20 protein-coding genes are annotated in these 23,338 nt (G+C 66.8%); 9 read left to right on the top strand and 11 right to left on the bottom strand.

What is annotated here, in order from left to right; genetic code table 11:
* Nucleotides 1-75: 75 nt before the first annotated feature.
* From G3N62_RS18770 to G3N62_RS18760, 3 genes are all read left to right on the top strand, one after another.
* Nucleotides 76-1,014, top strand: a complete 939-nt coding sequence (locus tag G3N62_RS18770; RefSeq protein WP_059558658.1) for a YihY/virulence factor BrkB family protein — start codon at nt 76-78, stop codon at nt 1,012-1,014.
* A gap of 395 nt (nt 1,015-1,409) precedes the next feature.
* Nucleotides 1,410-2,567, top strand: a complete 1,158-nt coding sequence (locus G3N62_RS18765; RefSeq protein ID WP_034185834.1) for a porin — start codon at nt 1,410-1,412, stop codon at nt 2,565-2,567.
* 381 nt (nt 2,568-2,948) lie between these two features.
* Nucleotides 2,949-3,422: a VOC family protein gene (locus tag G3N62_RS18760; RefSeq protein ID WP_069705043.1), complete on the top strand. Its 474-nt coding sequence runs from the start codon at nt 2,949-2,951 to the stop codon at nt 3,420-3,422.
* A gap of 70 nt (nt 3,423-3,492) precedes the next feature.
* Here G3N62_RS18760 and G3N62_RS18755 read toward each other — a convergent pair whose 3' ends face one another.
* Nucleotides 3,493-4,284: an AadA family aminoglycoside 3''-O-nucleotidyltransferase gene (locus tag G3N62_RS18755; RefSeq protein WP_034185986.1), complete on the bottom strand. Its 792-nt coding sequence runs from the start codon at nt 4,282-4,284 to the stop codon at nt 3,493-3,495.
* Nucleotides 4,285-4,578: 294 nt separating this feature from the next.
* Nucleotides 4,579-5,028: an HU family DNA-binding protein gene (locus G3N62_RS18750; RefSeq protein ID WP_034185832.1), complete on the bottom strand. Its 450-nt coding sequence runs from the start codon at nt 5,026-5,028 to the stop codon at nt 4,579-4,581.
* 257 nt (nt 5,029-5,285) lie between these two features.
* Here G3N62_RS18750 and G3N62_RS18745 point away from each other — a divergent pair, with 257 nt between their 5' ends.
* Nucleotides 5,286-6,404, top strand: coding sequence for an acyltransferase (locus G3N62_RS18745; RefSeq protein ID WP_124668871.1), 1,119 nt, complete (start codon nt 5,286-5,288; stop codon nt 6,402-6,404).
* Nucleotides 6,405-6,711: 307 nt separating this feature from the next.
* Here the strand turns inward: G3N62_RS18745 and galU are convergent, their stop codons facing one another.
* Both galU and G3N62_RS18735 read right to left on the bottom strand, forming a co-directional pair.
* A complete protein-coding gene (gene galU / locus G3N62_RS18740) occupies nt 6,712-7,599 on the bottom strand; it encodes a UTP--glucose-1-phosphate uridylyltransferase GalU (protein WP_034185830.1) in 888 nt (295 codons plus the stop codon).
* A gap of 229 nt (nt 7,600-7,828) precedes the next feature.
* Nucleotides 7,829-7,972: a hypothetical protein gene (locus G3N62_RS18735; protein WP_006479318.1), complete on the bottom strand. Its 144-nt coding sequence runs from the start codon at nt 7,970-7,972 to the stop codon at nt 7,829-7,831.
* Between the two features lie 216 nt (nt 7,973-8,188).
* On the opposite strand from G3N62_RS18735, the gene G3N62_RS18730 reads away from it, so the two are divergent.
* Complete coding sequence (locus tag G3N62_RS18730; RefSeq protein WP_034185829.1) at nt 8,189-9,367, top strand: acyltransferase; 1,179 nt, start codon at nt 8,189-8,191, stop codon at nt 9,365-9,367.
* 343 nt (nt 9,368-9,710) lie between these two features.
* On the opposite strand, the gene G3N62_RS18725 is transcribed toward G3N62_RS18730, so the two are convergent.
* Genes G3N62_RS18725 through G3N62_RS18715 form a run of 3 tightly spaced genes read right to left on the bottom strand, consistent with a single transcriptional unit; the run spans nt 9,711 to nt 15,872 of the window.
* Nucleotides 9,711-12,176: a glycosyltransferase family 4 protein gene (locus G3N62_RS18725; RefSeq protein WP_034185828.1), complete on the bottom strand. Its 2,466-nt coding sequence runs from the start codon at nt 12,174-12,176 to the stop codon at nt 9,711-9,713.
* Nucleotides 12,173-13,639, bottom strand: coding sequence for a flippase (locus tag G3N62_RS18720; protein ID WP_034185827.1), 1,467 nt, complete (start codon nt 13,637-13,639; stop codon nt 12,173-12,175). Before G3N62_RS18720 ends, G3N62_RS18725 begins: the two co-directional genes overlap by 4 nt.
* A 40-nt stretch (nt 13,640-13,679) precedes the next feature.
* A complete protein-coding gene (locus G3N62_RS18715) occupies nt 13,680-15,872 on the bottom strand; it encodes a hypothetical protein (RefSeq protein ID WP_185733029.1) in 2,193 nt (730 codons plus the stop codon).
* A 23-nt stretch (nt 15,873-15,895) separates the two neighbouring features.
* Here G3N62_RS18715 and G3N62_RS18710 point away from each other — a divergent pair, with 23 nt between their 5' ends.
* From G3N62_RS18710 to G3N62_RS18695, 4 genes are all read left to right on the top strand, one after another.
* Nucleotides 15,896-16,288 carry a hypothetical protein gene (locus tag G3N62_RS18710; protein ID WP_080287701.1) on the top strand — a complete coding sequence of 131 codons (393 nt, stop codon included), beginning with the start codon at nt 15,896-15,898 and terminating at the stop codon, nt 16,286-16,288.
* A 75-nt stretch (nt 16,289-16,363) separates the two neighbouring features.
* Nucleotides 16,364-17,428 (top strand): acyltransferase, encoded by a 1,065-nt coding sequence (locus G3N62_RS18705; RefSeq protein ID WP_034185825.1) that lies wholly within the window; start codon nt 16,364-16,366, stop codon nt 17,426-17,428.
* Between the two features lie 35 nt (nt 17,429-17,463).
* On the top strand, nt 17,464-18,510 hold the full coding sequence (gene gmd / locus G3N62_RS18700) for a GDP-mannose 4,6-dehydratase (RefSeq protein WP_124668867.1): 1,047 nt from the start codon (nt 17,464-17,466) through the stop codon (nt 18,508-18,510).
* A complete protein-coding gene (locus tag G3N62_RS18695; RefSeq protein WP_124668866.1) occupies nt 18,497-19,459 on the top strand; it encodes an NAD-dependent epimerase/dehydratase family protein in 963 nt (320 codons plus the stop codon). The genes gmd and G3N62_RS18695 overlap by 14 nt, the downstream gene beginning before the upstream one ends.
* Before the next feature lie 106 nt (nt 19,460-19,565).
* Here the strand turns inward: G3N62_RS18695 and G3N62_RS18690 are convergent, their stop codons facing one another.
* The 4 genes from G3N62_RS18690 to G3N62_RS18675 all read right to left on the bottom strand — a co-directional run.
* Nucleotides 19,566-20,756, bottom strand: a complete 1,191-nt coding sequence (locus G3N62_RS18690; protein WP_034185822.1) for an O-succinylhomoserine sulfhydrylase — start codon at nt 20,754-20,756, stop codon at nt 19,566-19,568.
* A 248-nt stretch (nt 20,757-21,004) separates the two neighbouring features.
* A complete protein-coding gene (gene purF / locus G3N62_RS18685; protein ID WP_034185821.1) occupies nt 21,005-22,537 on the bottom strand; it encodes an amidophosphoribosyltransferase in 1,533 nt (510 codons plus the stop codon).
* 51 nt (nt 22,538-22,588) lie between these two features.
* Entirely contained in the window at nt 22,589-23,083 is a 495-nt protein-coding gene (locus G3N62_RS18680) for a CvpA family protein (RefSeq protein ID WP_124668865.1), read from the bottom strand.
* A 4-nt stretch (nt 23,084-23,087) separates the two neighbouring features.
* Nucleotides 23,088-23,338, bottom strand: a 251-nt coding sequence (locus G3N62_RS18675) for an SPOR domain-containing protein (protein WP_206141278.1), incomplete at its 5' end; no start/stop codon positions are given.

The following is a 23,338-nucleotide window of genomic DNA, read 5'->3' as shown; positions in this document are numbered from 1 at the left end:
GATCGAATCCTCGGATCAATACCGAATAATCCGATGAACCCCGACGATCCGCGCGCCGCGCACAACCGACCCGTCATGAAACGACAGATCACTTCCGAAGCAACCCGTCTCGCCCAGCAACAGGCCAACTGGGCCCTCACCGCGTTCAAGCGCTTCTCGTCCGACCGCTGCTCCGCGATGGCTGCCGGCATCGCGTTTTTCTCCGCGTTCTCGCTCGCGCCGACGCTCGTGATGGTGATCGCGGTGGCCGGCTGGTTCTACGGCGACGATGCCGCGCGCGGCCAGGTATTCGAGCAGGCGCACCAGCTGATCGGCGACGACGCGGCGGCCAGCATCCAGACCATCGTGCAGAACGCGCACCGCGCGGGCGAGCGCGGCGGGCTGGCCACGCTGATCTCGTTCGCCGCGCTCGCGATCGGCGCGTCGGCCACGTTCGCGTCGCTCAGCGCCGCGCTCAGCGTGATCTGGCCGGCCACCGAGAACCGCTGGTCGAGCATGCTCGGGCTCGTGCGCGTGCGGCTGATCTCGTTCGGACTCGTGCTCGGCGTCGCGTTCCTGCTGATCGTGTCGCTCGTGCTCGATACCGCGATCACGTTCGTCGGCACCTGGCTGCTGGGCAATTCGCCGTATGTGGTCGTCACCAACCTCGTGCAGTTCTTCGTCGGCATCGCGGTGCTCGCGGCCGCGTTCGCGTCGTTGATGAAGTTCCTGCCCGATGCGCGCGTCGCGTGGCGCGACGCCGCGGTCGGCGGCATCGTGTCGGCGATCCTGTTCTCCGGCGGCAAGAAGCTGTTCGCGCTGTACCTCGCGCATGCGGGCACGGCCAGCGCATTCGGCGCGGCCGGATCGTTCGCGGTCCTGCTGATGTGGCTGTACTTCTCCGCGATCGTGCTGCTGCTCGGCGCGGAATTCGCGGCGGCGCGCGGCAACGCGCATCGGCCGGCCGGCGCCGCGGCGGCGGCGGCCGCAGAACCGCAACCCGGTGCCGGCAACGACCTCACGCGCGGCAACTGACGGCGCCCGGCACAACGCACGCCCGCCCCCGCGCGCCCCTCCGCCACCCCGCTGCCCCCGCCGCGCCCTTGCGCGGCGGACCCACGCACCTTGCGTGCCCACACGAACATTGCTGCAACGGCAAACGTTTGCACACCCTCGTTTCCATGACGGAACCCCGCAAAACAGGCACCAGGCCGTCCGGTGCATCAACTTTTGAAACAATCGCGACGCAGCAATTGTCAACTGTTTCAAAAACAGGAACAGTCGTTGATGTGCTTGATATATATGGACTTTTTCACGCTGTTACCTTTTCGAGACACTTTATTTTTTAAGCTTTCTTGCGTGTATGGCACTGAGCTATTCTCCAATCCGCAACAAATAACGATGAATCACTTGCGTGGAGAAACTCAACGATGAAGAAACTTGCTCTCTCGACCCTCTCGCTCGCCCTGCTGGGCGCTGCCGGTGCTGCTCAGGCTCAGTCGAGCGTGACGCTCTACGGCGTGATCGACACGTCGATCACGTACGTTCACGGTAACGACGGTCAAGGTAACAATTCGTGGTCGATGGGTAGCGGCAACCTGCAAGGCAGCCGCTTCGGCCTCAAGGGTTCCGAAGACCTCGGTGGCGGCCTGAAGGCGATCTTCCAGTTGGAAAACGGCTTCAACTCGGCATCGGGTGCACTGGGCCAGGGTGGCCGCATGTTCGGCCGCCAGGCTTTCGTCGGCCTGGAAAGCAGCCAGTACGGTACGCTGACGCTGGGTCGCCAGTACGACCCGCTGGTCGACCTGGTTCAGGCAGTCACGGCTGACAACTACTTCGGCAGCGTGTTCGCCACGCCGGGCGACGTCGACAACAACGACAACAGCCTGCGCGTCAGCAACGCGATCAAGTACACGTCGCCGGTCTGGGCAGGCCTGCAGGTCGAAGCGATGTACGCACTCGGCGGTGTCGCCGGCGCAACCGGCAAGGGTCAGACGTGGGCGGCAGCTGCAGCCTACAACAACGGCCCGCTCGGCCTGGCTGCTGGCTACTTCCACGCCAACAACTCGTCGCCGCTGAATGCAGTTGGCCAACGCACCGGCTGGGCCGGCACGTCGGACGCGATCTTCGACGGCTCGGGCAGCTTCATCAACAACGCGTACACGTCGGCATCGTCGATCGGGATCGCGCAAGTTGCCGGCCAGTATGCATTCGGCCCGGTGACGTTCGGCCTCGGCTACAGCAACGCACAGTACAAGGCTGACGCGAACTCGGGCTTCGGCACGAACCAGAAGTACAACACGGGTCGCGCATTCGTCACGTACCAGGCATCGGCACCGCTGCTGCTGGGCGTCGGCTACATCTACACGAAGGGTAGCGGCCAGACGGACGCCAAGTACCATCAGGTTTCGCTCGGCGCGGACTACTCGCTGTCGAAGCGCACCGACGTGTACCTGGTTGGCGCATACCAGCACGCCAGCGGCCACAACGCCGACGGCACCGATGCGCAAGCGTCGGTCGGCTCCTACGGCATCGCCGGCAAGAGCTCGCAGGAAATCGTCGCGCTCGGCCTGCGTCACAAGTTCTAAGAAGTACGTTTCCGGCGTGCACGGCGTCTCCGACGCCTTGCCGCCGACCTGGAAAGCCAGCCCCGGTTTCGGCCGCGGCTGGCTTTTTTTCGTCCGTCTCCCGCGCGCCGGCAGCCGCTGCACGGGCCGGCGGCCGGAACCCGAGCCCCACGCACGCCGACCGGCCGGCAGCGGCGCCTGACGGCTGCAAAGCGCCGGGAACGCCGTTTGCGGAGCGCCGATCGCCATCCGTTCGCCGAGCGACTATCCTCCGCACCGCCGGCGCCGCTCGTCCGATGCGATCGCGATGTGCCGCAGCGTGTCGATTTCGGCAACCGTCCTCCGTCGTGTCGATGGCGGCACGCGATTCGCGCGTCGCCCCATTCATACAGGAGATACGCCATGACGATTCAGAAGATCACGCCCTTCCTCTGGTATTCGACGGAAGCCGAAGAAGCAGCGGCCTTCTACGCCGGCATCTTTCCGGATTCGCGCATCGTGCGCGTCACGGCAGTACCCGGCACCGACGGCACACGGATGGTCGAATTCGAACTGTTCGGCCAGCCGTTCTTCGCGATGAGCCACCCGCGTACGGAGACGTTCAATCACGCGATCTCGCTGCTGGTCAGTTGCGCCGACCAGGCGGAACTCGACCGCTACTGGAACGCGCTGATCGACAACGGCGGCACGGCCGACGCCTGCGGCTGGCTGAGGGATCGTTATGGCGTGTCGTGGCAGATCGTTCCGGAAGCGCTCATCCCGATGATGGCCGATCGCGACCCGGTCAAGGCGGCGCGCGTGGCCGCGGCGATGATGCAGATGGTCAAGTTCGACGACGCCGCGTTGAAAGCCGCCTTCGCGGGCACGGCGGGCTGACGACACCCGCCGGGCTGCGGCGCATGCGTGACCGATCGCCGATCGCCGATCGCACGACCGGCATCCGCCGCTACGCCCGCAGCATCGACTCGACGGCCCGCCGTGCGTAGCCGATGAAGGCGGCGAGCGGTTCGCCGGCCAGGATTGCCGCGCCTGCGTCGCCCCCGAGATAGGCGTCGCGCGCGGCGGCCACCACCGGCCGATACGCGTCCGGCAGGCGCGCCAGCACCCATGCCGCGGCAACGTCCTTGGGGGCGATCGTGCCGGTCGCGGCGCTGTACCAGATACGCGCGAGTGCGAGCACCACGTTGCACTCGTCGCCGCGCCAGTCCGGCTCGGCGTTCCATTGCGCAACGGTATCGAGCAGCGCGGCGGCGAAATCGCGCGCGGGCACCGGCTCGAACAGCGCGGCCGCGGGCGGCCCGGCCAGCGCGACACTGTGCTGCCGCGCCTTCGTCAGCAGGATCGCCAGATCGTGATCGACGAGCGGCGGTTCGACGATGCCGGCCTCGAGATCGCGGCGCAGCCATTCGCCGAACTGCAGTTCGCGCCGCGCCGGATGACGCCACGGCACCACGTCGCCGTGCGCGACGACGGTGACCTCCAGTGCGCGCAAGCCGCCTGCGCCGTGCGGCGGCGCCGACACGGCGAGCAGATCGTGCATCAACGCGTGCCGCACCGTTTCGTTGAGTCGCGCCGCCACCGTCACCAGCAGGTCGATGTCGCTGCGCGGTTTCAAGCCGCCGTCGAGCGCCGATCCGAACAGGTGGATGGCTGCCAGCGTTGCGCCGAGATGCCGCTCGATCGCGGCGCGTGCCGTGCCGACCTGTCCGGCGATTTCGTCCGGGATGAATTCAGTCACGACTGCGTGCGTTGCGATGCACACGCAACGGCCGCGGCGCGAGCGGCGCATGGCCGGGCTGCGGCGAAACCGCGTCCGGCGCCACTGCGGTTCGCAGTTCGCCATTCGGTATCGCGCGTGGGCGGCACGCGATGCAACGCGCGTCGCACGTCGTGGCGCGCATCGTCGCCGCGCCGCCGCTTCGCCGCCGCGCGAATGGCGCGGCACAATAAAAATCCCCGCACGCTTTCGCGTACGGGGATCGCTGGACTCCGCAACGGCTGCCGACACGTATTCGGCAGTCGTTGCGCGGCATTACGCTGCCGCGTCCTTCAGCTTCTTCAGCGCACGAGCCTTCACGCGCACGCTGGCCGGCTTCGCCGGGAACCAACGCTCTTCGCCCGAGAACGGATCCTTGCCGAAGCGCTTCTTCTTCGCCGGCACGACTTGTGCCGTGATCTTCAGCAGACCCGGCAGCGTGAATTCGCCTGCGCCCTTCTTGTGGACCGAGCCCAGCACGACGTTCTCGAGTGCGGCGAGCACTGCCTTGACCGCCTTCACTTCGACAGCTGCGCGCTCAGCGATGTGCGTTGCGAGCGATGCCTTCGTGAACTTGTCCTTCAGCGGCGTCGGAGCAGCCGGTGCTGCCTTCGCGACAGCCTTCTTGGCCACTACTTTCTTCGCGGGCGCAGCCTTTTTGGCAGCCACTTTCTTGGTCGCCGGTGCGGCAGCCTTCTTGGCCACCTTTTTTGCGGAAGTCGCCATGTTTCTCCTACCAGGTGTGGTCGTTGGATACACGAAGCGTGCAACGCGCGCGCTTCAACGCCGGATTCTACAAGCGCCTTGACGCTTCGTGCAGTACTTTTATGCGTTTTCGCGGGGTTTCCCGCAGGTTTTGTTGCGCGCGACCGACTTCATCGACGCTCGAGCATCAAAAAACGCCTTCACGTATACGTCGGAACGCGAATTACGTTCGATATTTGCGCACCTATACTGGGCACGCTCAATGCCCGGATGCCTCCATGCGCGAAGTCAGATACGTCAAAGGACTCGACGGCCTGCGAGCCCTCGCCGTCATCCTCGTTTTCCTGTCCCACAAGGGCCACGTCCTTGCCGTCGACGTCGGCAAGCTCGGTGTGTGGACGTTTTTCCTCATCAGCGGATTCCTGATCGTCGGCGAGCTGCATCGCAACCGCCAGGCCGTCGAACGCGGCACCATGACGCGCCGCCACGCGCTCGCGCTGTTCCTCGCGAAGCGCGCGCTGCGGATCTTTCCCGTGTACTACCTGCTGCTCGCCGCGCTCGCGATCGCGCACGCGCTGTTCTACCAGCGCGGCGTCAACCTGGGGCTCGCGTGGCACGCGGTGTTCCTGTCGAATTACTGGATCGGTGTCGTGAAGGACGGCTGGCCCGGCTCCACGTCGCACTTCTGGAGCCTCGCGGTTGAACAGCAGTTCTACCTGATCGCGCCGCTCGCGCTGCTCGCGGTACCGGCCGCGCGACACGTCGCGCTCGGCATCGCGGCCGTCGCGCTGTGCGCGCTCGCGCATCTCGCGCTCTACCTGTCCGATGCGTCGCCGGTGCTGATCTACGCGTTTTCCCCGTGGAATTTCGCACTGATCGCGCTCGGCGGCGTCGGCGCGATGGCGCTTGCCGATCGCGGCACGGCCGCCGTGCGTCGCGTGCCGCCCGGCTGGCTCGGCGCGGCCGGCGTCGTGTTCTTCCTCGTGCTGCCCGCGTGCACGACGCTGCCCGACGCGGTCGCGGGGCTCGCGGACCTCGGCCTGTCCGCGTCGCTCGGCGCGCTGATGCTGTGGCTCGTCAGCGAGCCCGACCACCCCGTCGTCGCGCTGCTCGACTGGGGCCCGCTCGTCTATCTCGGCACGATCAGCTACGGCTTCTACCTGTTCCACAACCTGATTCCGACGCGCTTCGGCGTGCTGCCCGCGTCCTTCGCGCACGTGCCGATGCTGGCATTCGTCCGTGAAGCACTGCCCGAGATGCTGCAATTCACCTTCGCCGTGCTGCTTGCGCACCTGTCCTGGCGCTATCTCGAAAAGCGGCTGCTCGACTTCAAGAAGCCGATCGCCACGATGCTCGCCCGGCACTTCGCCACGCAACCGAGCGCGTCGCCGCGCTGAAGGTCACGCAGACGCGCCTCCGGTCCGACGACGGAAAAACAGCCCCGCCTTCACGCACGTCGTGTGTGTGACGCTCTCGGAACCGCCGACGCATACACCCGGGGTCGGCCCTTCGGCACCGGTTTCAGCCGCGGCGCACCACCGCGCCGGTACCGCGCCCCCGCGCCCCACGCCCGAATCCGGTACGACACACCGCCTTCGCGCACCACGACCGCGCACGCACGTGCGGACGCAAAAAAGCCCCGGCGCCTGAGCGGCCGGGGCCAACGGAACAACCACCACCTGAAACGACGGAGCGCGCAGCGGCCTATGCGACAGCCGCCAGCGCGGGCAAACAGGTACGCAGGTAGGCCTCGAATTCGCGGCTCACTTCCGGATGCTGGAGCGCGAGCTCGACGGTCGCCTTGAGATAGCCGATCTTGCTGCCGCAGTCGAAGCGCGTGCCGAAGTAGCGATACGCGAGCACCTGCTCGTTCGCGAGCAGCGACTGGACCGCGTCGGTCAGCTGCAGTTCGCCGCCGGCGCCCGGCTTGAGCTTGCGCAGATGATCGAAGATCGTCGGCATGAACACGTAGCGGCCGACCACGCCGAGATTCGACGGCGCATCTTCGGGCGCCGGCTTCTCGATGATGCCCGACAGCTTGATGACGTCCTCTTCCCATTCGCGGCCTTCGACGACGCCGTACGAGCGGCTGTCCTCGCGCGCGATCGTCTCGACGCCGATCACCGAGCTGTGATAGTGGTCGAACACGTCGACGAGCTGCTTGAGCACCGGCTGCTCGCCATGCAGCAGGTCGTCGGCGAGGATCACCGCGAACGGCTCGCCGTGCACGAGCTTCTCCGCGCACAGCACCGCATGGCCGAGACCGAGTGCTTCCGGCTGGCGCACGTAGAAGCAGTTGACGTTGCTCGGCTTGATGCCGCGCACCAGTTCGAGCAGCTTTTCCTTGCCGCGCGCCTCGAGTTCGGCCTCGATCTCGTACGACTTGTCGAAGTGATCCTCGATCGCGCGCTTGCTGCGCCCGGTCACGAAGATCATCTCGGTGATACCGGCGTTGATCGCTTCCTCGACCGCGTACTGAATCAGCGGCTTGTCGACGACGGGCAACATTTCCTTCGGGCTCGCCTTCGTTGCCGGGAGGAACCGCGTGCCGAGACCGGCAACGGGGAACACGGCCTTGGTGACTTTCAACATGTTCGCATCCTGATTGCGTTGACTGCGCCGCGTCGACCCGCGACCCGGCGCGATTGTGTTCCGAACGGCATATCGAGAATCGACGGCACTGCCAATTCCACTCCGCTCATTATCGATATGGACGATTGCCCAATGATTCCGAAAAAAATATAATCCCTTCCATTCGGTCGATATTGCCGGACCGAGTGCCGATACAGAAACAAATTACCGATTTTCCGGATACAAATTCTTACGATTCGAATTCCTCGATATAGGGCACGCCGCCCCGTTCGAGACCCGGGCGAATCGGTTCGTTCTTCAGCGCCTCCCGGTACGCCGACAGCACGGCCATGACCAGCAGTACTGCAGCGCTCGCGATCCAATGCATGTCCATCTTGCCGCTCCTTGCATCAATCATCTGGAACTTCAAACTATCAGAAAAAAATCGGTAAATAATTGACGCGCCCGCGGAACCGCTTTCAGACCGGGATAAATCCATCATGTGGAAAACCGTTATTTCCGGGCAAGATTTTTTTATTCATTGATCGAATTCTTGCGCATTACGATGGGGTGAAACTTCCCCTCCATCCGTCGCAAGGAATCGAATCGCATGCAAGCTTTCAGCGGATCGTCTCTGGCCGCGCCGCCCGTCACCGATCACAAGGAACACGTGATCGACGCGATGCGCGGCTTCGCGGCGCTGCTCGTCGCCTATTTCCACTGCCGGCAGGTCGTCTGGGTCGGCATGCAGAGCTTCCATCAGGCTTACGGTCATGCCCTGAACCCGGGCGTGATCGCCGGCTACCTGACCTTCCCGTTCGCGTGGGGCTCCGCCGGCGTGCCGATCTTCTTCGTGATCAGCGGCTACTGCATCCACCGCAACGCGGCGCTCAAGCTCGCGGCCAATCCCGCGTACCGGCTCGACGCGCCGAACTTCTGGGTGCGCCGGTTCGCGCGCATCTATCCGGTGCTGCTCGCGGCGCTGCTGTTCACGCTCGCGCTCGACTCGGTCAGCCTGCAGATCGAGCCCGTCAGCCACAAGATCCGCGACGTCGGCATCGTCGCGTTCCTCGTGAACCTGTTCTCGCTGCAAGGCGTGGCCGGCTACACGTACGGGTCGAACGGCGCGCTGTGGACGCTGTCGCTCGAGGTGCAGTTCTACGCGATCTACCCGCTGCTGTTCGCGCTGCGCCGGCGCATCGGCATGCCGGCCGTCGTGGCCGCGATCGCGCTCGTCAACGTCGCGTCGGCGTGGTTGCTCGAACGGCACGACCTGCAGTTCTTCACGTCGTACTGGCTGTCCTGGACGATCGGCGCATGGATCGCCGACGTGCGTGCGCAGCAGGCGCGCGGCGCGGCCGCCCCCGTGCCGTCGCGCGCGTGGTACGCCGCGGCCGCCGTGCTGCTGGCCGCCGGCTGCGGCGCGTTCCATTTCGGCCAGTACGGCGCGTTCCAGCTGTGGTCGGCCGGCTTCGCGTGCTTCCTGTACCGCGCGCTCGCCCGCCCGCCGCGCCCGACGCCGCCGCTGCGCGTGCTGAGCTGGTTCGGCGACTTCAGCTACTCGCTGTACCTCGTCCACCTGCCGCTGTTCGTCTGCCTCGGCTCGGTGCTGTTCCACTCCGAGCTGCAGCTGTCGATCTGGCCGTCGTTCGCGTTCATGGCCGCCGCGATCCCCGTCGCGTACCTGTTCTACCGGCTGTTCGAACGGCCGGCGATGATGTGGTCGGCCAGCTTCAAGCCGACCCGCCCGGCCCGCGTCGTCGCGCCGGGGCCCGAACGGGCCGTCTGACGCAGTCGGCCGGGTATCGGCGCCCCCGTGCGGCGTGTCGCCGTGCGGGGGCGTTTTCATGGCCGGCACGCGGTTGCATGCCGGGGTGTGCGGGGATGGGCAGCCTGCCGTCGTCCGACCGCGCCAGGGCCCGCCCATGCCGTTCCCGGCCGGTTTCCGCCGCGCGGCTGCCCCGCTTCATGGTCGCCATCCAGACGCGATCGGCCGGTCTTGCGCGTCATGCGCGCCGCAAACCGCCCGGCCCGGCGCTCGCCGGACCCATCATGCCCGCTGAAAAGCAAAGCCCTCACGCGGCGCACCGCCGCATGAGGGCTCGTTTCCCGCCGGCGCGCGCCGGCAACGGCTACCGCTTCTTCGCCTTCGCGGCCTTCGCCGTATCCGCAAGGATCTTCTCGACGCGCTCCACATAGGTCTCGGTGCCGAAGCGGCGCACCGCCGTCGCGCGCCCGCTCGCGACGAGCCGCTCGCGCAGCGCACCGTCGCGCTTCAGCGTCTCCAGCGCGCTGGCCAGCGCGATCGCATCGCCCGGCTCGCAAAGCAGCCCGTTGTCGCCGTCCTCGATGATCTCGACGACGCCGCCCGCGCGGGCCGCGACGACCGGCCGGCGCGCGAGCATCCCTTCGACGATCACGCGCCCGAACGGCTCCGGCGTGATGGACGTATGCGCGACGACGTCGACCGCCGTCATGCAGGCGGCCACGTCGCGCTGGAACCCGAGGAAATGCACCCGCTCGTCCATCCCGTGTTGCGCGACGAATTCGTGCAGCTGCGCAGCGTATTCGTCCTCGCCGAACAGCGGCGCGCCGACCAGCACCACGTGCATGTCGGGATGCCGTGCGGCGGCCTCCAGCAGCACGTGCTGCCCTTTCCAGCGCGCGAGGCGGCTGAACGAGCCGACGAGCCACGCGTGCTCGGGCAACCCGAGGCGCGTGCGCAGCGCGGCCGGGTTGACGCCTTCCAGCGCGTCGAACGGCTCGGCCGAAATACCGTTGAACACGACGTCGACGTGCTGCGGCGTGAAGCCCGTCAGCGTGCGGAACGCCTGCGCGGACGCGTCGGAGTTCGCGATCACGCGCGTCACGCCGAGCCGTGCGCAATACTTGATCGCCAGCAACTGCTTGCTGCCGAAATGGTCGGTGCTGACGATGTCGCGCAGATGCCAGACGACCGGCTTGCGCGCGAGCCGCCCGGCCAGCGCGGCGACGACCATCGCGCGCTGCGTGTTCGCATAGATCACTTCGGCGCGGCGCGCGCGGCGCGCGACGTCGCGCACCAGCCGCACGAGCTGCTTCACCGCGCCGAACGACACGCCGCCCTGCTTGCGCACGCCGGCGAGCGCGCCCTGGTCGACCACGTCGACACGCGCGCCGATCTCGTCGAGCGCCGCGCGGAACGGGCCGTCGTCGAACAGCAGCACGTCGGCGTTCGCGCGCATGTGCTTCATGATCTCGAGCAGCGACAGCTCGGCGCCGCCGAGCACGCCGCTCTGGTCGAGCACGAGCGTCGCCGGGCCGCGCGCGGCCGGCATCGGTGCGATCGCCGTGCCGCGCTGCGCGGTCGAACCGGGCAGCGCCGCCTCCACGTAGTCGAGGAAACGCCGCCGGAACGTATCGGCGGAGAACCGCTCCGCGTTCGTGCGGCAGGCGCCCGGCGTGAAGCGCTGCGGCGCGCGCTCGAAGTCGTCGACGGCCGCGACGATCGCGTGCGGCGTCTGTTCGTCGAAGAACAGCCCGGTCGGGTTCGGGTTCGACTGCGGGTCGAGCACGGTCTCGAGCGCGCCGCCCTTGCCGTACGCGATCACCGGCGTGCCGCACGCCTGCGCCTCGACGACCGAGATCCCGAAATCCTCCTCGGCCGCGAACACGAACGCCTTCGCGCGCCGCATCCGGTCGTGCAGCACCGCGAACGGCTGATAGCCCATGATCTCGACGTTCGGGCCGGCCTTCGCGCGGATCTTCTGCATCTCGGGGCCGTCGCCGATCACGACGAGCTTGCGCTCGGGCGTGTGCGAGAAAGCCTCGACGATCAGGTCGATCTTCTTGTACGGCACCATCCGCGACGCGGTCAGGTAGAAATCCTCCTTGTCGGCGTTCAGCGAAAACGCGTCGACGTCGACCGGCGGGAAGATCACCGCCGCGTCGCGGTGGTAGACCTTCTTGATGCGTCGCGCGATGAACGCGGAATTCGCGACGAAGCCGTCCACCGCGTTCGCGGTGCGCGTGTCCCAGTTGCGGATGTAGTGGAGAATCATCCGCGCGAGCAGCGATTTCGGCCCATGCGTGAGATTCGACTGCTCCAGATACTGGTGCTGCAGGTCCCACGCGTAGCGGATCGGCGAATGCACGTAGCTGATGTGCACCTGGTCCGGCCCCGTCAGCACGCCCTTCGCGACCGCGTGGCTGCTCGAGATCACGAGGTCGTACTCGGACACGTCGAGCTGCTCGATCGCGAGCGGCATCAGCGGCAGGTAGCCGCGGTACTTGGTGCGCGCGAACGGCAGCTTCTGGATGAAGGACGTCGTCACCGGCTTGCCGCGCACGAATGCGCGGTCGTCGAGAAAATCGACGAGGCTGAACAGGTCGGCGTCGGGAAAGCACGCGACGATCTGCTCCAGCACGCGCTCGGCGCCGGCATAGGTGACGAGCCAGTCGTGGACGATCGCCACGCGCAGCGCGCGCGACGGCTGCCGCGCGCTGGCGCGCCCGGCCGGCACGGGCCGGCGCAGGGCGGCGACGTCGCCGGCTTCGGCCACGGCGGCATCGGCCGTGGAGAGATTCAATACGGCGTGTTCCGCCAGATCGCGATTCATACGGTTTTCCTCGCATTGAGACGGACAAACAGGTCGCGCACGAGCGCACGCAACCCCGGCGTCATCGTGAGCGACCACGCGACGTTCAGCACCAGTACGACCGCGCACATGCCGATCGACTCGCCGAGCCCCGGCCATGCCTGCGCCAGGAACAGGCTCGCCAGCAGGAAGGCGAGGTGCGCGAGCATGTCGAGCACGATCGCGCGCATCCGGATCGCCGACAGGTACAGCAGCACGCCGTAGTCGACCAGCGCGCGCGCCGCGACGACCACCGCCGCGCCGATCAGCCCGAAGTGATGAATGCCGAACCACAGGCCGCCGACGAAGAACGGCATCTCGACGAGCCCGGCGAATGCCGCGCGGGCCGGATTGACCTGCGACTGGATCAGGATCCGCGTCACGCTCGCCTGGCCGACGAGCCACACGCTGATCACCAGCACGCGGCCGACCGGCGCCGAATGCGCGGCGAGATCGGCGCCGACCCACAGCGTGAGGAACGGCGCGAGCGCGAAGATCGCGACGATGCCGACCGGCGTGAACACGCCGTTCAGGAATTCGAGCGACTGGCGCGCGAGCGTGTCGGCATGGTCGCGGCCGACCGCCGACAGGCGCGGGAACAGCGTGCGCACGAGCGCGTTCGGCAGCATGTTCAGGCGCGTGACGAGGTTCTGCGGCACCGTGTAGTAGGTAACGAACTTCGCGCCCATGCCGGCGCCGAGCATCACGCGGTCGAGCGTGTCGGCGATCATGCTGGTCGTGCTCGCGATCAGCATCCAGCCGCCGAAGTTGAACAGCCCTTTCGCGGTGCCCCACTGCGGCGGATCGATGCGCCGGATGCCGAGCACCTTGATGCTGGCCTGGCCGAGCATCACCGCCGCGATCAGGCGCGCGACGACGGCCGCCGCGAGCACCGTCTGCAGGTTCGGCGCGATCCACCACGCGGCGCCGAGCGGCAGCAGCTGGAACAGGAAGGTGCCGATCGTCTGGTTCGTGTTGAACACGCCGAACCGCTCGGCGCCGTTGATCGCGCCGGCGAACACCCACGACACGTTCGCGAGCGGAATCGCGAGCGCGAGCCACGGCAACGCGAGATACACCTCGTGCTGCATCGCGGCCGACACCTTCGTGAAGTACGCGGTGTAGACGAACGCGCCGAAATAGATCAGCAGCCCGCCGACGATGCCGGTGCCGAGATTCAGCCAGAACGCGCTCCAGAACACGCGCGCGCTTTCGTCGGCATTGCCGCTCGCGAGCGCCTTGGAGATGTGGTTCTGCGCGGCCATGCTCATCCCGAGATCGAGGATCCCGAAATAGCCGATCAGCGTCCACACGAGGCTGACGACGCCATAACGCTCGACGCCGAGCGCGTGGATGTAGGCGGGCACCGTCACCAGCGACACGAAGGTCGGCAGGATCAGCCCGATGAAGTTGATCGAAACGTTCTTGAGTATGCCTTTGTCCATGCTTGAGCCTTGAGTGACGTCGACGACGGCGCGCCGCCCGTCACGGTTTCCAGCGATACATGAGCACCTTGCCGCGCGCGTCTTCCTCGACGAACACGAGGTATTCGCCGTTCTCGCGCCGGAATGCGCTGATGCCGAACGGCACGTCGACCCAGCCGGATGCCTTGCCGACCTCGGCGCCCGGGCTCATCACGCCCACTTCCTTGCCGGTGTCCTTGTCGTACACGTGGATCTTGCCGACCGGCTCCACGGTGAAGATGTAGCGGCCCTCGACCGTGATCCCGATCAGGTCGAGGATCGGTTTCGCATCGAGCTGCCACGGCAGCGCGACCGTGTAACGCACCACGGGCGAGCCGGTCGACCACTTGTCGAAGCGCACCAGCACGCGCCCGACTTCCTTGTTGATGCCCGGCTGCGGCGGCGCATCGGCCGTGTAGCCGGTCACGTACAGCGTGTCGGTCTGCGCGTCGTAGATCGCGCGGCGCAGCTGCGTGAACGGCTGCGGCATCGGGTAGGTCGTGACCTTGTCGTACGAGTAGACCGGGTTGCCGGCCTTGTCGAGCCCGCCGTAAGCGAAGCGGTGAATGCCGCGTACGTCGCTCGTGCGCCAGATGTCGCCCTTCGTGTCGACCCACCAGCCCCAGCCGCCCGCCCTCGCCTTGGTCGTCGTGTTGGTCGTGAATTCGTCGGCGTCGAGCCGGCCGTTGCCGTTCGCGTCGCGCCACAGCCAGTCGCCGCCAGGCGGCTTGTTCGCCACCTTGTCGACCGGCCGCGCGCGGCCCGCGATCAGGCCCGACGGAATCGCGACCTCGCCGTCGCGCTTCGCGTCGAAGCGGTAGATCTTCAGGTGATCGGCGTACATGTCGGTCAGGTACAGGAGCGTGCGGCCGTCGAGCCGCCGCGCGAGCGGCATGCCGGGATACTGATCGGTGTGAAACACCGGGTCGTCCGGATACTTGAAGCGGTTCGACAGGAAGCCGACGTATTTCCAGTCCTGGCCCGGCGGCTTCGACAGGTCGAGCTCGAAGCGCTTGTTGCCCGTGTACACGCTGTTCGGCCGCGCGGGGTCGAGCCACGCGCCGTCGACGAACAGCAGCCCCTGCACCTGCCAGCGCGGCTTGCCGTCCGGCGTGTAGCTTTCGAGCACCGCGCCGAGCCCGGCGCCGATCGTGTCGTGGCGCGGCCCGATGCCGTTCATCGACACGTAGATGTTGCCCGCGCGGTCGACGCCGACGCCCGTCAGCCCGTTGAAGCGCTGCGGCCCGGGACGCCCCGGCACGGGGCCCGCGAAAATGCCGCCGCGCTCGCCGAACGTGCCGGACTGCGCATAACCCTTGCCGCCTTTCGAGAAAATCAGGATCTGCTGGCGCGGCCCGTTGTCCGCGACGAGCACGCGCTCTTTCGCGTCGACCGCCACGTCCACGGCGTCGGTACCTTCCGGCAGCGCGGGCGCATCGTCGAGCTTGCGGCCGTCGGCGCGCACGTGCACGAGATGCGCGGGCCCGGTCAGCGTATCGGTCAGCAGCCACAGCGTGCCGTCCCCGGCGAGCGCGATGCGGCCCGGCTCGTGCGCGCTCCACGTGCCCTTCTGCTGCATCGTCTCGGCGTCGTAGACATCCACGACGTCGCGCGACGGATTCGTCGCGAACAACGTCTTGTCGTCGGCCGCGAGGCCGCCCACTTCCGCCTTCGCCTCGCCCACTTCCGAGCGCGCGGGGGCCGGTACCTCGTTCATCATCATGAAGCTCGCGGCCATCCGCGCGCGGCCGGCGTCGGCGCGCCCGCCCGGCGCGACCTGCGGCGACGCGCGAAACGGCGCGGGCTGCTTCATGTCGCCGATCGTGCGCCGCGAGATGCCGAACCACTGCTTGCCCTTGTCCGGCCAGATGCCGGGCGACTGCAGGTGACCGCGCTCGTTGCCGACGCCGATCGCGACATACGCGTACTTGCCGTTCACCGCGATGGCATTGCCGCCGAGATTGCCCCAGCCGTGCGTGCCGCCGGCGAAGCCGAGCATCTTCCCGTCCTGGTAGACGCTCGCCTCGGCCCCGCTCTCGTCCCACGGCGCATTCGTATACACCTTGCCGTCAGGCGTCACCGCGATCGCGCGGATGTCGATTTGCGTCCAGCTGCCATCGCCATAGCCGAACGTGTTGCCGATCCACGACGTCGTCGCGGGCAACACCGTTTCGGCCGGCGCGGTGCTCGTCAGCAGCGCCGCGCCTACCGTCATGCCTACCAGAATCAGACGTCGCAATGCGCTTCTCCAGACTTGATGCAACAGCGGCCGGCGCCGCCGCGGATTACCGCCGGCGCACCCTGCCGCTAAATGGGTTTCAAACGTCGCGATGCAGGTTACAAGCAAAAATAATCACAAGAAATTTGGAAATATTTGGGGATGTTTCTGCCGGAGATATCGAAGCGAAACATGCAGTAATCGGCATCCGAAAACGGCAATATCGACCGCCTTGCGCTCGCCACCGCGTAGAAAATGCCGCTCCGCACCGCCTGCCGCGGGCCTCCGGCGTCAATCTTTCATCTCGAGACCGGAATAATCGGCATTTGAATGTTTTCCGTCAGATAAATGGCGCGCGTTTTTTTGCCGATTTCTTTTCCCTAGAATCGATTTCGACTCGATATTTCATTTAAAGGCATGCATTACGTTCACGCATCGGATGTGCGACACGCCGCGGCCCGCGCCGCGCGTCGCAAAGGAGCGGCGCGATGACGGGCACCTCGCGAACCGCCGACCTGACCCCGCCGCAACACGGCCGCATCGTGCAGCTCGACGGGCTGCGTGCGATCGCGGTGGGCGCCGTGTTCCTGCAGCACGCGCTGAAAGCGCCGCTGTGGATGGGCGTCGACCTGTTCTTCGTGCTGAGCGGCCTGCTGATCACCGGCATCCTGCTCGATCGCAAGGCGCGCGGGCAGTCGTACTTCAGCCACTTCTATGCGCGCCGCGTGCGCCGCATCCTGCCGCCGTACGTGCTGCTGCTGGTGGTGTCGACGCTCCTGTTCGGCGCGAGCTGGCTGCCGCACTGGCCGTGGTTTGCATTTTTCTCGACCAACATCGGCCTGTCGCTCGGCAGCATCGGCCACGACAGCCTGAACGTGCTGTGGTCGCTCGCGGTCGAGGAGCAGTTCTACATCTTCTGGCCGTTCGTCGTGCTGTGGTGCTCGGAGCGCGCGCTGCTGTGGATCGCCGCCGCGCTGATCGTCGCCGCGCCGGTGCTGCGCGCGATCGCGACGCCGTGGTTCGATTCGTTCTGGCCGATCTACTACCTGACGCCGTTCCGGATGGACCTGCTCGCGGCAGGCGCCTTGCTCGCGATCGTGCTGCGCCGCGACCGGCGCGCGCTGGAGCCGTTCTACCCGCTCGCGATCGTCGGCGCGCTCGTGTCGCTCGCGATCCTCGGCTGGCTGCACCTGTCGTTCCCGCGCTTTCGCGCCGCGAACACGCCGCTGTCGAATGCGGCGCTCTACAGCATCTCGCTGCTGCTGTGCACGTCGATCGTCGTGATCGCGCTGCGCGGGCGCGGCCTCGTGCAACGCGTGCTGACGAACCCGATGCTCGTCTACGTCGGCACCGTCAGCTACACCGTGTACCTGATCCACCTGAGCGTGCTGTATGCGCTCTGGCCGCTGCACCTGAACCGTTTCGTCACGGCCGCGCTCGCGCTGGCGATCACGCTCGCTTACGCGACCCTGAGCTGGTACGGCTTCGAACGGCGCCTGACGCGCGGCCCCGCACGCCGCGCGCTGCCGGCAGCCGCCGGCACGACCGCCTGAATTTCACCATCCATCGTTTCTACCAGGACAACGCCATGAGCCAAACTCGCAAGAAGGCCATCATCACCGGGATTTCGGGCCAAGACGGTGCGTACCTGACCAAGCTGCTGCTCGACAAGGGCTACGAGGTCACCGGCACCTACCGCCGCACCAGCTCGGTGAATTTCTGGCGCATCGCCGAGCTCGGCGTCGACACGCACCCGAACCTCACGCTCGTCGAACACGACCTGACCGACGCCGGCTCGAGCCTGCGCCTGCTCGAACGCACGCAGCCCGACGAACTGTACAACCTCGCCGCGCAGAGCTTCGTCGGCGTATCGTTCGACCAGCCGGCGACGACCGCCGAGGTGACCGGCATCGGCCCGCTGAACCTGCTCGAGGCGATCCGCGTCGTGAGCCCGAAAACGCGTTTCTACCAGGCGTCGACGTCGGAGATGTTCGGCAAGGTGCAGGCGATTCCGCAGACCGAAACGACCGCGTTCTATCCGCGCAGCCCGTACGGCGTCGCGAAGCTGTACGCGCACTGGATGACCGTGAACTACCGCGAGTCGTACGGCCTGTTCGGCAGCAGCGGCATCCTGTTCAACCATGAGTCGCCGCTGCGCGGCCGCGAGTTCGTCACGCGCAAGATCACCGACACGATCGCGAAGATCAAGCTCGGCAAGGCGACGCGCATCGAGCTCGGCAACCTCGATGCGAAACGCGACTGGGGCTTCGCGCTCGAATACGTCGAAGGAATGTGGCGCATGCTGCAGGCCGACGAGCCCGACACCTACGTGCTGGCGACCAATCGCACCGAGACCGTGCGCGACTTCGTGCGGATGGCCTTCGCGGCGGCCGGCTACCAGATCGAATGGGCCGGCAAGGGCGAACAGGAGCGCGGCCTCGACGCGGCGACCGGCACCGTGCTCGTCGAAGTGAATCCGAAGTTCTACCGCCCTGCCGAGGTCGACCTGCTGATCGGCTGCGCGGACAAGGCCAAGGCCAAGCTCGGCTGGGCACCGAAGACGACGCTCGAACAACTTTGCCAGATGATGGTCGAAGCGGATTTGACGCGGAACCAACACCATGACACGTTCTGAAACCGGACGCCCGTCGCGCCGTGCGTTCGTCACGGGCCTGACGGGCTTCACGGGCCGCTACATGGCCGAACGCCTGCAGGCGGCCGGCTATGACGTCTGGGGCACGGTCGCGCCCGGCGCGCCGCGGCCCGACGATCCGGCGTTCGCGCACTGCACGCTGCTGCCCGTCGATCTGCTCGACGCCGATGCGATGCGCGCGGCCGCGGCCGACGCGCGTCCCGATGCGGTCGTGCATCTCGCCGCGCGCGCGCACGTCGCGCAGGACGAGCCGTCGCAGACCTACGCGGTCAACATCACCGGCACGCGCAACCTGCTGGCCGCGCTCGCGGGCCTCGACCGCCGCCCGTCGGCCGTGCTGCTGGCCAGCAGCGCGAACATCTACGGCAACTCGACGGCCGGCGTGCTCGACGAAACCGTCGCGCCGGCCCCGGCGAACGACTACGCGGTCAGCAAGCTCGCGATGGAATATGCGGCGAAGCTGTGGGCCGACCGGCTGCCGATCGTGATCGCGCGGCCGTTCAACTACACGGGGGTCGGCCAGAGCGACGCCTACCTGCTGCCGAAGCTCGTCGCGCACTACGCGCGCAACGCCCCGCGGATCTCGCTCGGCAACCTCGACGTGAGCCGCGATTTCTCCGACGTACGCGACGTGACGGCCGCCTATCTGAAGCTGGTCGAAGCCGCACCGGCCGGCGAGACGTTCAACGTGTGCTCGGAGCGCGCGTATTCGCTGAAGGAAGTGCTCGCGATGCTGTCGCGCATCGCCGGTTACGTGATCGACGTGACGATCGATCCGCGCTTCGTGCGGCACAACGAGGTGAAAAGCCTGAGCGGGTCGCGCGACAAGCTGCGGCGCGCGGTGGGCGACTTGCCGGTCACGCCGCTCGACGAAACGCTGCGATGGATGGTCGACACGATGCGCGACGCGCCGCCCGCGCACGCCGGCTGAACCGGGCAACGAATCGCACGCGCCGTCGCGTGCGCCGAAACGACAACGGGCCGCTCTTTCGAGCGGCCCGTGTCATTCATGCCGGCCCGGAAACCGGCCGCTCGACTCAGCCTTCGAGGCCGCGCGCCAGATCGGCACGAACGTCGGCTGCGTGCTCGAGGCCGACCGCCAGGCGGATCAGCCCTTCGGTGATCCCGGCCGCCGCGCGCGCTTCCGGCGTGATGCGGCCGTGCGTCGTGGTGGCCGGATGCGTGATCGTCGTGCGCGTGTCGCCGAGGTTGCCGGTGATCGACACCAGCTTCGTACTGTCGATCACGCGCCAGGCGTTCGCGCGCTGCTGCTCGGGCGTGTCGCCCTTCAGCTCGAACGACACGATCGCGCCGCCAGCCTTCTGCTGGCGCTTCGCGAGCGCATGCTGCGGATGCGATTCGAGGCCCGGATAGAACACGCGCGCCACGGCCGGATGCGAATCGAGCCAGCGCGCGATTTCCAGCGCGTTCGCCGATTGCTTCTCGACGCGCAGCGACAGCGTCTCCATTCCCTTCAGCAGCACCCATGCGTTGAAGGCCGACAACGTCGGGCCCGCGCTGCGCACGAACGGGAACACCTTGCCCATGATGAATTCCTTCGAGCCGACCAGCGCGCCGCCGAGCACGCGGCCCTGCCCGTCGAGGAATTTCGTCGCCGAGTGCATCACGACATCCGCGCCGAGCTTCAGCGGCTGCTGCAGCACCGGGCTGCAGAAACAGTTGTCGACGACGAACAGCGCGTTCGCGGCCTTCGCGATCTTGCCGATCGCCTCGATGTCGGCGAGTTCGGTCAGCGGGTTCGACGGCGTCTCGAGGAAGAACATCTTCGTTTCCGGCCGCACGGCTTCCTGCCATGCGTTGAGGTCGGTCGGGTCGACGAAGGTCGTCGTGATCCCGAACTTGCTGAAGATCTGCGAGAACATCCCGAGCGTCGAGCCGAACAGGCTGCGCGAGCTGACCAGGTGGTCGCCCGCCTGCAGCGCGGACATCACGACCGACATGATCGCGGCCATCCCCGACGCCGTCGCGATGCACGCCTCGCCGCCCTCGAGCGCCGCGAGACGCTCCTGGAACATGGTGACGGTCGGGTTCGTGAAGCGCGAATAGGTGAAGTAGTCTTCCGAGTTCGCGAAGCGCTCGGCCGCATCGGCCGCGCTCGAGAAGCAGAAGCTCGACGTGAGGAACAGCGCTTCCGAGTGCTCGTTGAAGTCGCTGCGCAGCGTGCCTGCGCGCACGGCAAGCGTGTCGAAGTTGAGGGAGTCGTCCATGTTCCGTTTTCCGTATCCGATGGCCGCGCGCGTCGCGCAGGCCAGATCAAAACCAGGCCAAAAAAACAAAAAGCCCGCTATGCGTCGGCATCAGCGGGCTTCGGTGCGGTACGACAGCGATCGACTCGGGCCGGCTGCCGCCGGCCTTCGCTTTAGCTGTTTTGGGAAGGTGCCCCGCGTCCGCAAGCTGATATCAAATCGACGCAAGGCCACATCCTATCACGCCTCGATACAAGCGTGCGCCGGTGTCACTCGACCGACAGCTGCAGGTTCATCTGCGAACGTTCGGTGTCGCCGGCCGTATCGCGATCGGCCTGCGACGCCGGCGCGAGACGCGCGCGCTCGATCGCATCCAGATACTCGGGCGTCACGTCGCCGGTGATGTAGTTGCCGTCGAAGCACGATGCCTCGAAGCGCTCGAGCTTCGGGTTGATGTCGCGCACCGCGCGGCGCAGGTCGTCGACGTCCTGGTAGATCAGGTGGTCGGCGCCGATCATCTTCGCGACTTCCTCGTCGGTGCGGCCATGCGCGACGAGCTCGCCGCGCGTCGGCATATCGATGCCGTACACGTTCGGGAACTTCACGGGCGGCGCGGCCGACGCGAAGATCACCGACTTCGCGCCCGCATCGCGCGCCATCTGCACGATTTCATGCGAGGTCGTGCCGCGCACGATCGAATCGTCGACGATCAGCACGTTCTTGTCCTTGAACTCGATGCTCATCGCGTTGAGCTTCTGGCGCACCGACTTCTTGCGCACGGCCTGCCCCGGCATGATGAACGTGCGGCCGACGTAGCGGTTCTTGAAGAAGCCTTCGCGATACTCGACGCCGAGCTTCGCGGCGACCTGCATCGCGGCCGGGCGCGACGAATCGGGAATCGGCATCACGACGTCGATCGGCACGTTCGGCAGCTCGCGCTTGATCTTCTCGGCGAGATAGTCGCCCATGCGCAGGCGCACGTTGTAGACGGGCACGCCGTCGAGGCACGAATCCGGACGCGCAAGGTACACGTATTCGAACATGCACGGATTCAGCGTCGGGTTCTCCGCGCACTGCTGGCTGTGGAAATTACCGGCCTTGTCGATGAAGATCGCTTCGCCCGGCTCCAGGTCGCGCACGAATTCGAAACCGATGCCTTCTACCGCCACCGATTCCGACGCGACCATCCATTCGGTGCCGTGCTCGGTCTCGAGCTTGCCGATGCAGAGCGGACGAATGCCGAACGGATCGCGGAACGCAAGCAGGCCGTAGCCGGCGATCAGCGACACGATCGCGTACGACCCCTCCAGGCGGCGATGCACGCCCGAGACCGCCTTGAACACCGACGCCGGATCGAGCTCGAGGCCGGTGGTCGACAGTTGCAGCTCGTGCGCGAACACGTTGAGCAGCACTTCGCTGTCGGAATTGGTGTTGATGTGCCGGCGGTCGATCCGGAACATCTCGTCCTTCAGCTGCTGCCAGTTCGTCAGGTTGCCGTTGTGCGCGAGGATGATCCCGAACGGCGCGTTCACGTAGAACGGCTGCGCCTCGGCCTCGCTCGACGCCGAACCGGCCGTCGGGTAGCGCACCTGGCCGATGCCGTAGGTGCCGGGCAGGCTGCGCATGTTGCGCGTGCGGAACACGTCGCGCACCATGCCGTTCGCCTTGTACATGTGGAAATTGCTGCCGTCCGCCGTCGCGATGCCCGCCGCGTCCTGACCGCGATGCTGCAGCAGCAGCAGGCTGTCATAGATCAGCTGATTGACCGGGGATTGGGAGATAACGCCTACGATGCCGCACATGGCATGTCCTTCAGAATGACAAAAACGGTTCCGTCCTGCCCAGCCGCGTCGTCACACGCGTACGTACTGGGCCATGCCGTCGGGCAGGAGCTGCTTCAGCTCGTGCACGCCCTGTTCGGCGAAAGGACGCAATAGCGCATTGCGCCAGAAATCCTGTTTGGGCAGTTCGGTCAGCCCGGCCGCCGCGACCAGCAGCACCACCAGCACACAGCCGCGGACGAGCCCGAACATCATGCCCAGCGAGCGGTCGACGCCGCCCAGGCCACTGGCCTGCGCGATCCGCGACAGCAGCGCGTTGGCGACACCGGCGACCAGCACGACGCCGATCACGAGCAGCGCGAAGGCGATCGCCCACTGCGTCAGCGCGCCGCCCGGCCAATTCGCCGGAATGTACGGCACGACCAGCCCGACGTAGCGGCCCGCGATCACGACCGCCGCAATCCAGCCGATCAGCCCGAATATCTCCGATACGAAGCCGCGCCACGCCCCGCGCAGCGCCGACAACACAATCACCGCCAATACAGCGTAGTCGAAAGCCGTCAGCATCGTGTTACTGCGTCAACCCGGCTTCGCGCACCTTCGCGATCGCGGCGGAGGCCGCCGAGCGATCCGCGAACGGGCCCGCACGCAACAGTGTAGCCGTGCTGCCGTCCGCCTGCTTGCGATGCTCGACATATGCGGGCACTCCCGCCGATTTCAATTTGGTTGCCCACGAACGGGCCGTCGCGTCGTCCTTGAACGAACCGAGCTGCACCGCGAAGCGCGCACCGGCCGGCGATGCCGGCGACGACGCGTCGCCGA

This window comes from Burkholderia sp. Tr-20355 (assembly GCF_017104685.1).
GTDB classification, from domain to species: Bacteria; Pseudomonadota; Gammaproteobacteria; order Burkholderiales; family Burkholderiaceae; genus Burkholderia; species Burkholderia seminalis.
Note: the sequence above shows the minus strand (reverse complement) of the source record. Positions and strands in the feature narration are given on the sequence as shown.

Bases quoted from the DNA above. Each gene is read 5' to 3' on its own strand.
- G3N62_RS18770 (WP_059558658.1), top strand. From the start codon at position 76: ATGAAACGACAGATCACTTCCGAAGCAACCCGTCTCGCCCAGCAACAG.
- G3N62_RS18765 (WP_034185834.1), top strand. From the start codon at position 1,410: ATGAAGAAACTTGCTCTCTCGACCCTCTCGCTCGCCCTGCTGGGCGCT.
- G3N62_RS18760 (WP_069705043.1), top strand. From the start codon at position 2,949: ATGACGATTCAGAAGATCACGCCCTTCCTCTGGTATTCGACGGAAGCC.
- G3N62_RS18750 (WP_034185832.1), bottom strand. From the start codon at position 5,028: ATGGCGACTTCCGCAAAAAAGGTGGCCAAGAAGGCTGCCGCACCGGCG.
- G3N62_RS18745 (WP_124668871.1), top strand. From the start codon at position 5,286: ATGCGCGAAGTCAGATACGTCAAAGGACTCGACGGCCTGCGAGCCCTC.
- galU (WP_034185830.1), bottom strand. From the start codon at position 7,599: ATGTTGAAAGTCACCAAGGCCGTGTTCCCCGTTGCCGGTCTCGGCACG.
- G3N62_RS18735 (WP_006479318.1), bottom strand. From the start codon at position 7,972: ATGGACATGCATTGGATCGCGAGCGCTGCAGTACTGCTGGTCATGGCC.
- G3N62_RS18730 (WP_034185829.1), top strand. From the start codon at position 8,189: ATGCAAGCTTTCAGCGGATCGTCTCTGGCCGCGCCGCCCGTCACCGAT.
- G3N62_RS18725 (WP_034185828.1), bottom strand. From the start codon at position 12,176: ATGAATCGCGATCTGGCGGAACACGCCGTATTGAATCTCTCCACGGCC.
- G3N62_RS18720 (WP_034185827.1), bottom strand. From the start codon at position 13,639: ATGGACAAAGGCATACTCAAGAACGTTTCGATCAACTTCATCGGGCTG.
- G3N62_RS18715 (WP_185733029.1), bottom strand. From the start codon at position 15,872: ATGACGGTAGGCGCGGCGCTGCTGACGAGCACCGCGCCGGCCGAAACG.
- G3N62_RS18710 (WP_080287701.1), top strand. From the start codon at position 15,896: ATGCGCTTCTCCAGACTTGATGCAACAGCGGCCGGCGCCGCCGCGGAT.
- G3N62_RS18705 (WP_034185825.1), top strand. From the start codon at position 16,364: ATGACGGGCACCTCGCGAACCGCCGACCTGACCCCGCCGCAACACGGC.
- gmd (WP_124668867.1), top strand. From the start codon at position 17,464: ATGAGCCAAACTCGCAAGAAGGCCATCATCACCGGGATTTCGGGCCAA.
- G3N62_RS18695 (WP_124668866.1), top strand. From the start codon at position 18,497: ATGACACGTTCTGAAACCGGACGCCCGTCGCGCCGTGCGTTCGTCACG.
- G3N62_RS18690 (WP_034185822.1), bottom strand. From the start codon at position 20,756: ATGGACGACTCCCTCAACTTCGACACGCTTGCCGTGCGCGCAGGCACG.
- purF (WP_034185821.1), bottom strand. From the start codon at position 22,537: ATGTGCGGCATCGTAGGCGTTATCTCCCAATCCCCGGTCAATCAGCTG.
- G3N62_RS18680 (WP_124668865.1), bottom strand. From the start codon at position 23,083: ATGCTGACGGCTTTCGACTACGCTGTATTGGCGGTGATTGTGTTGTCG.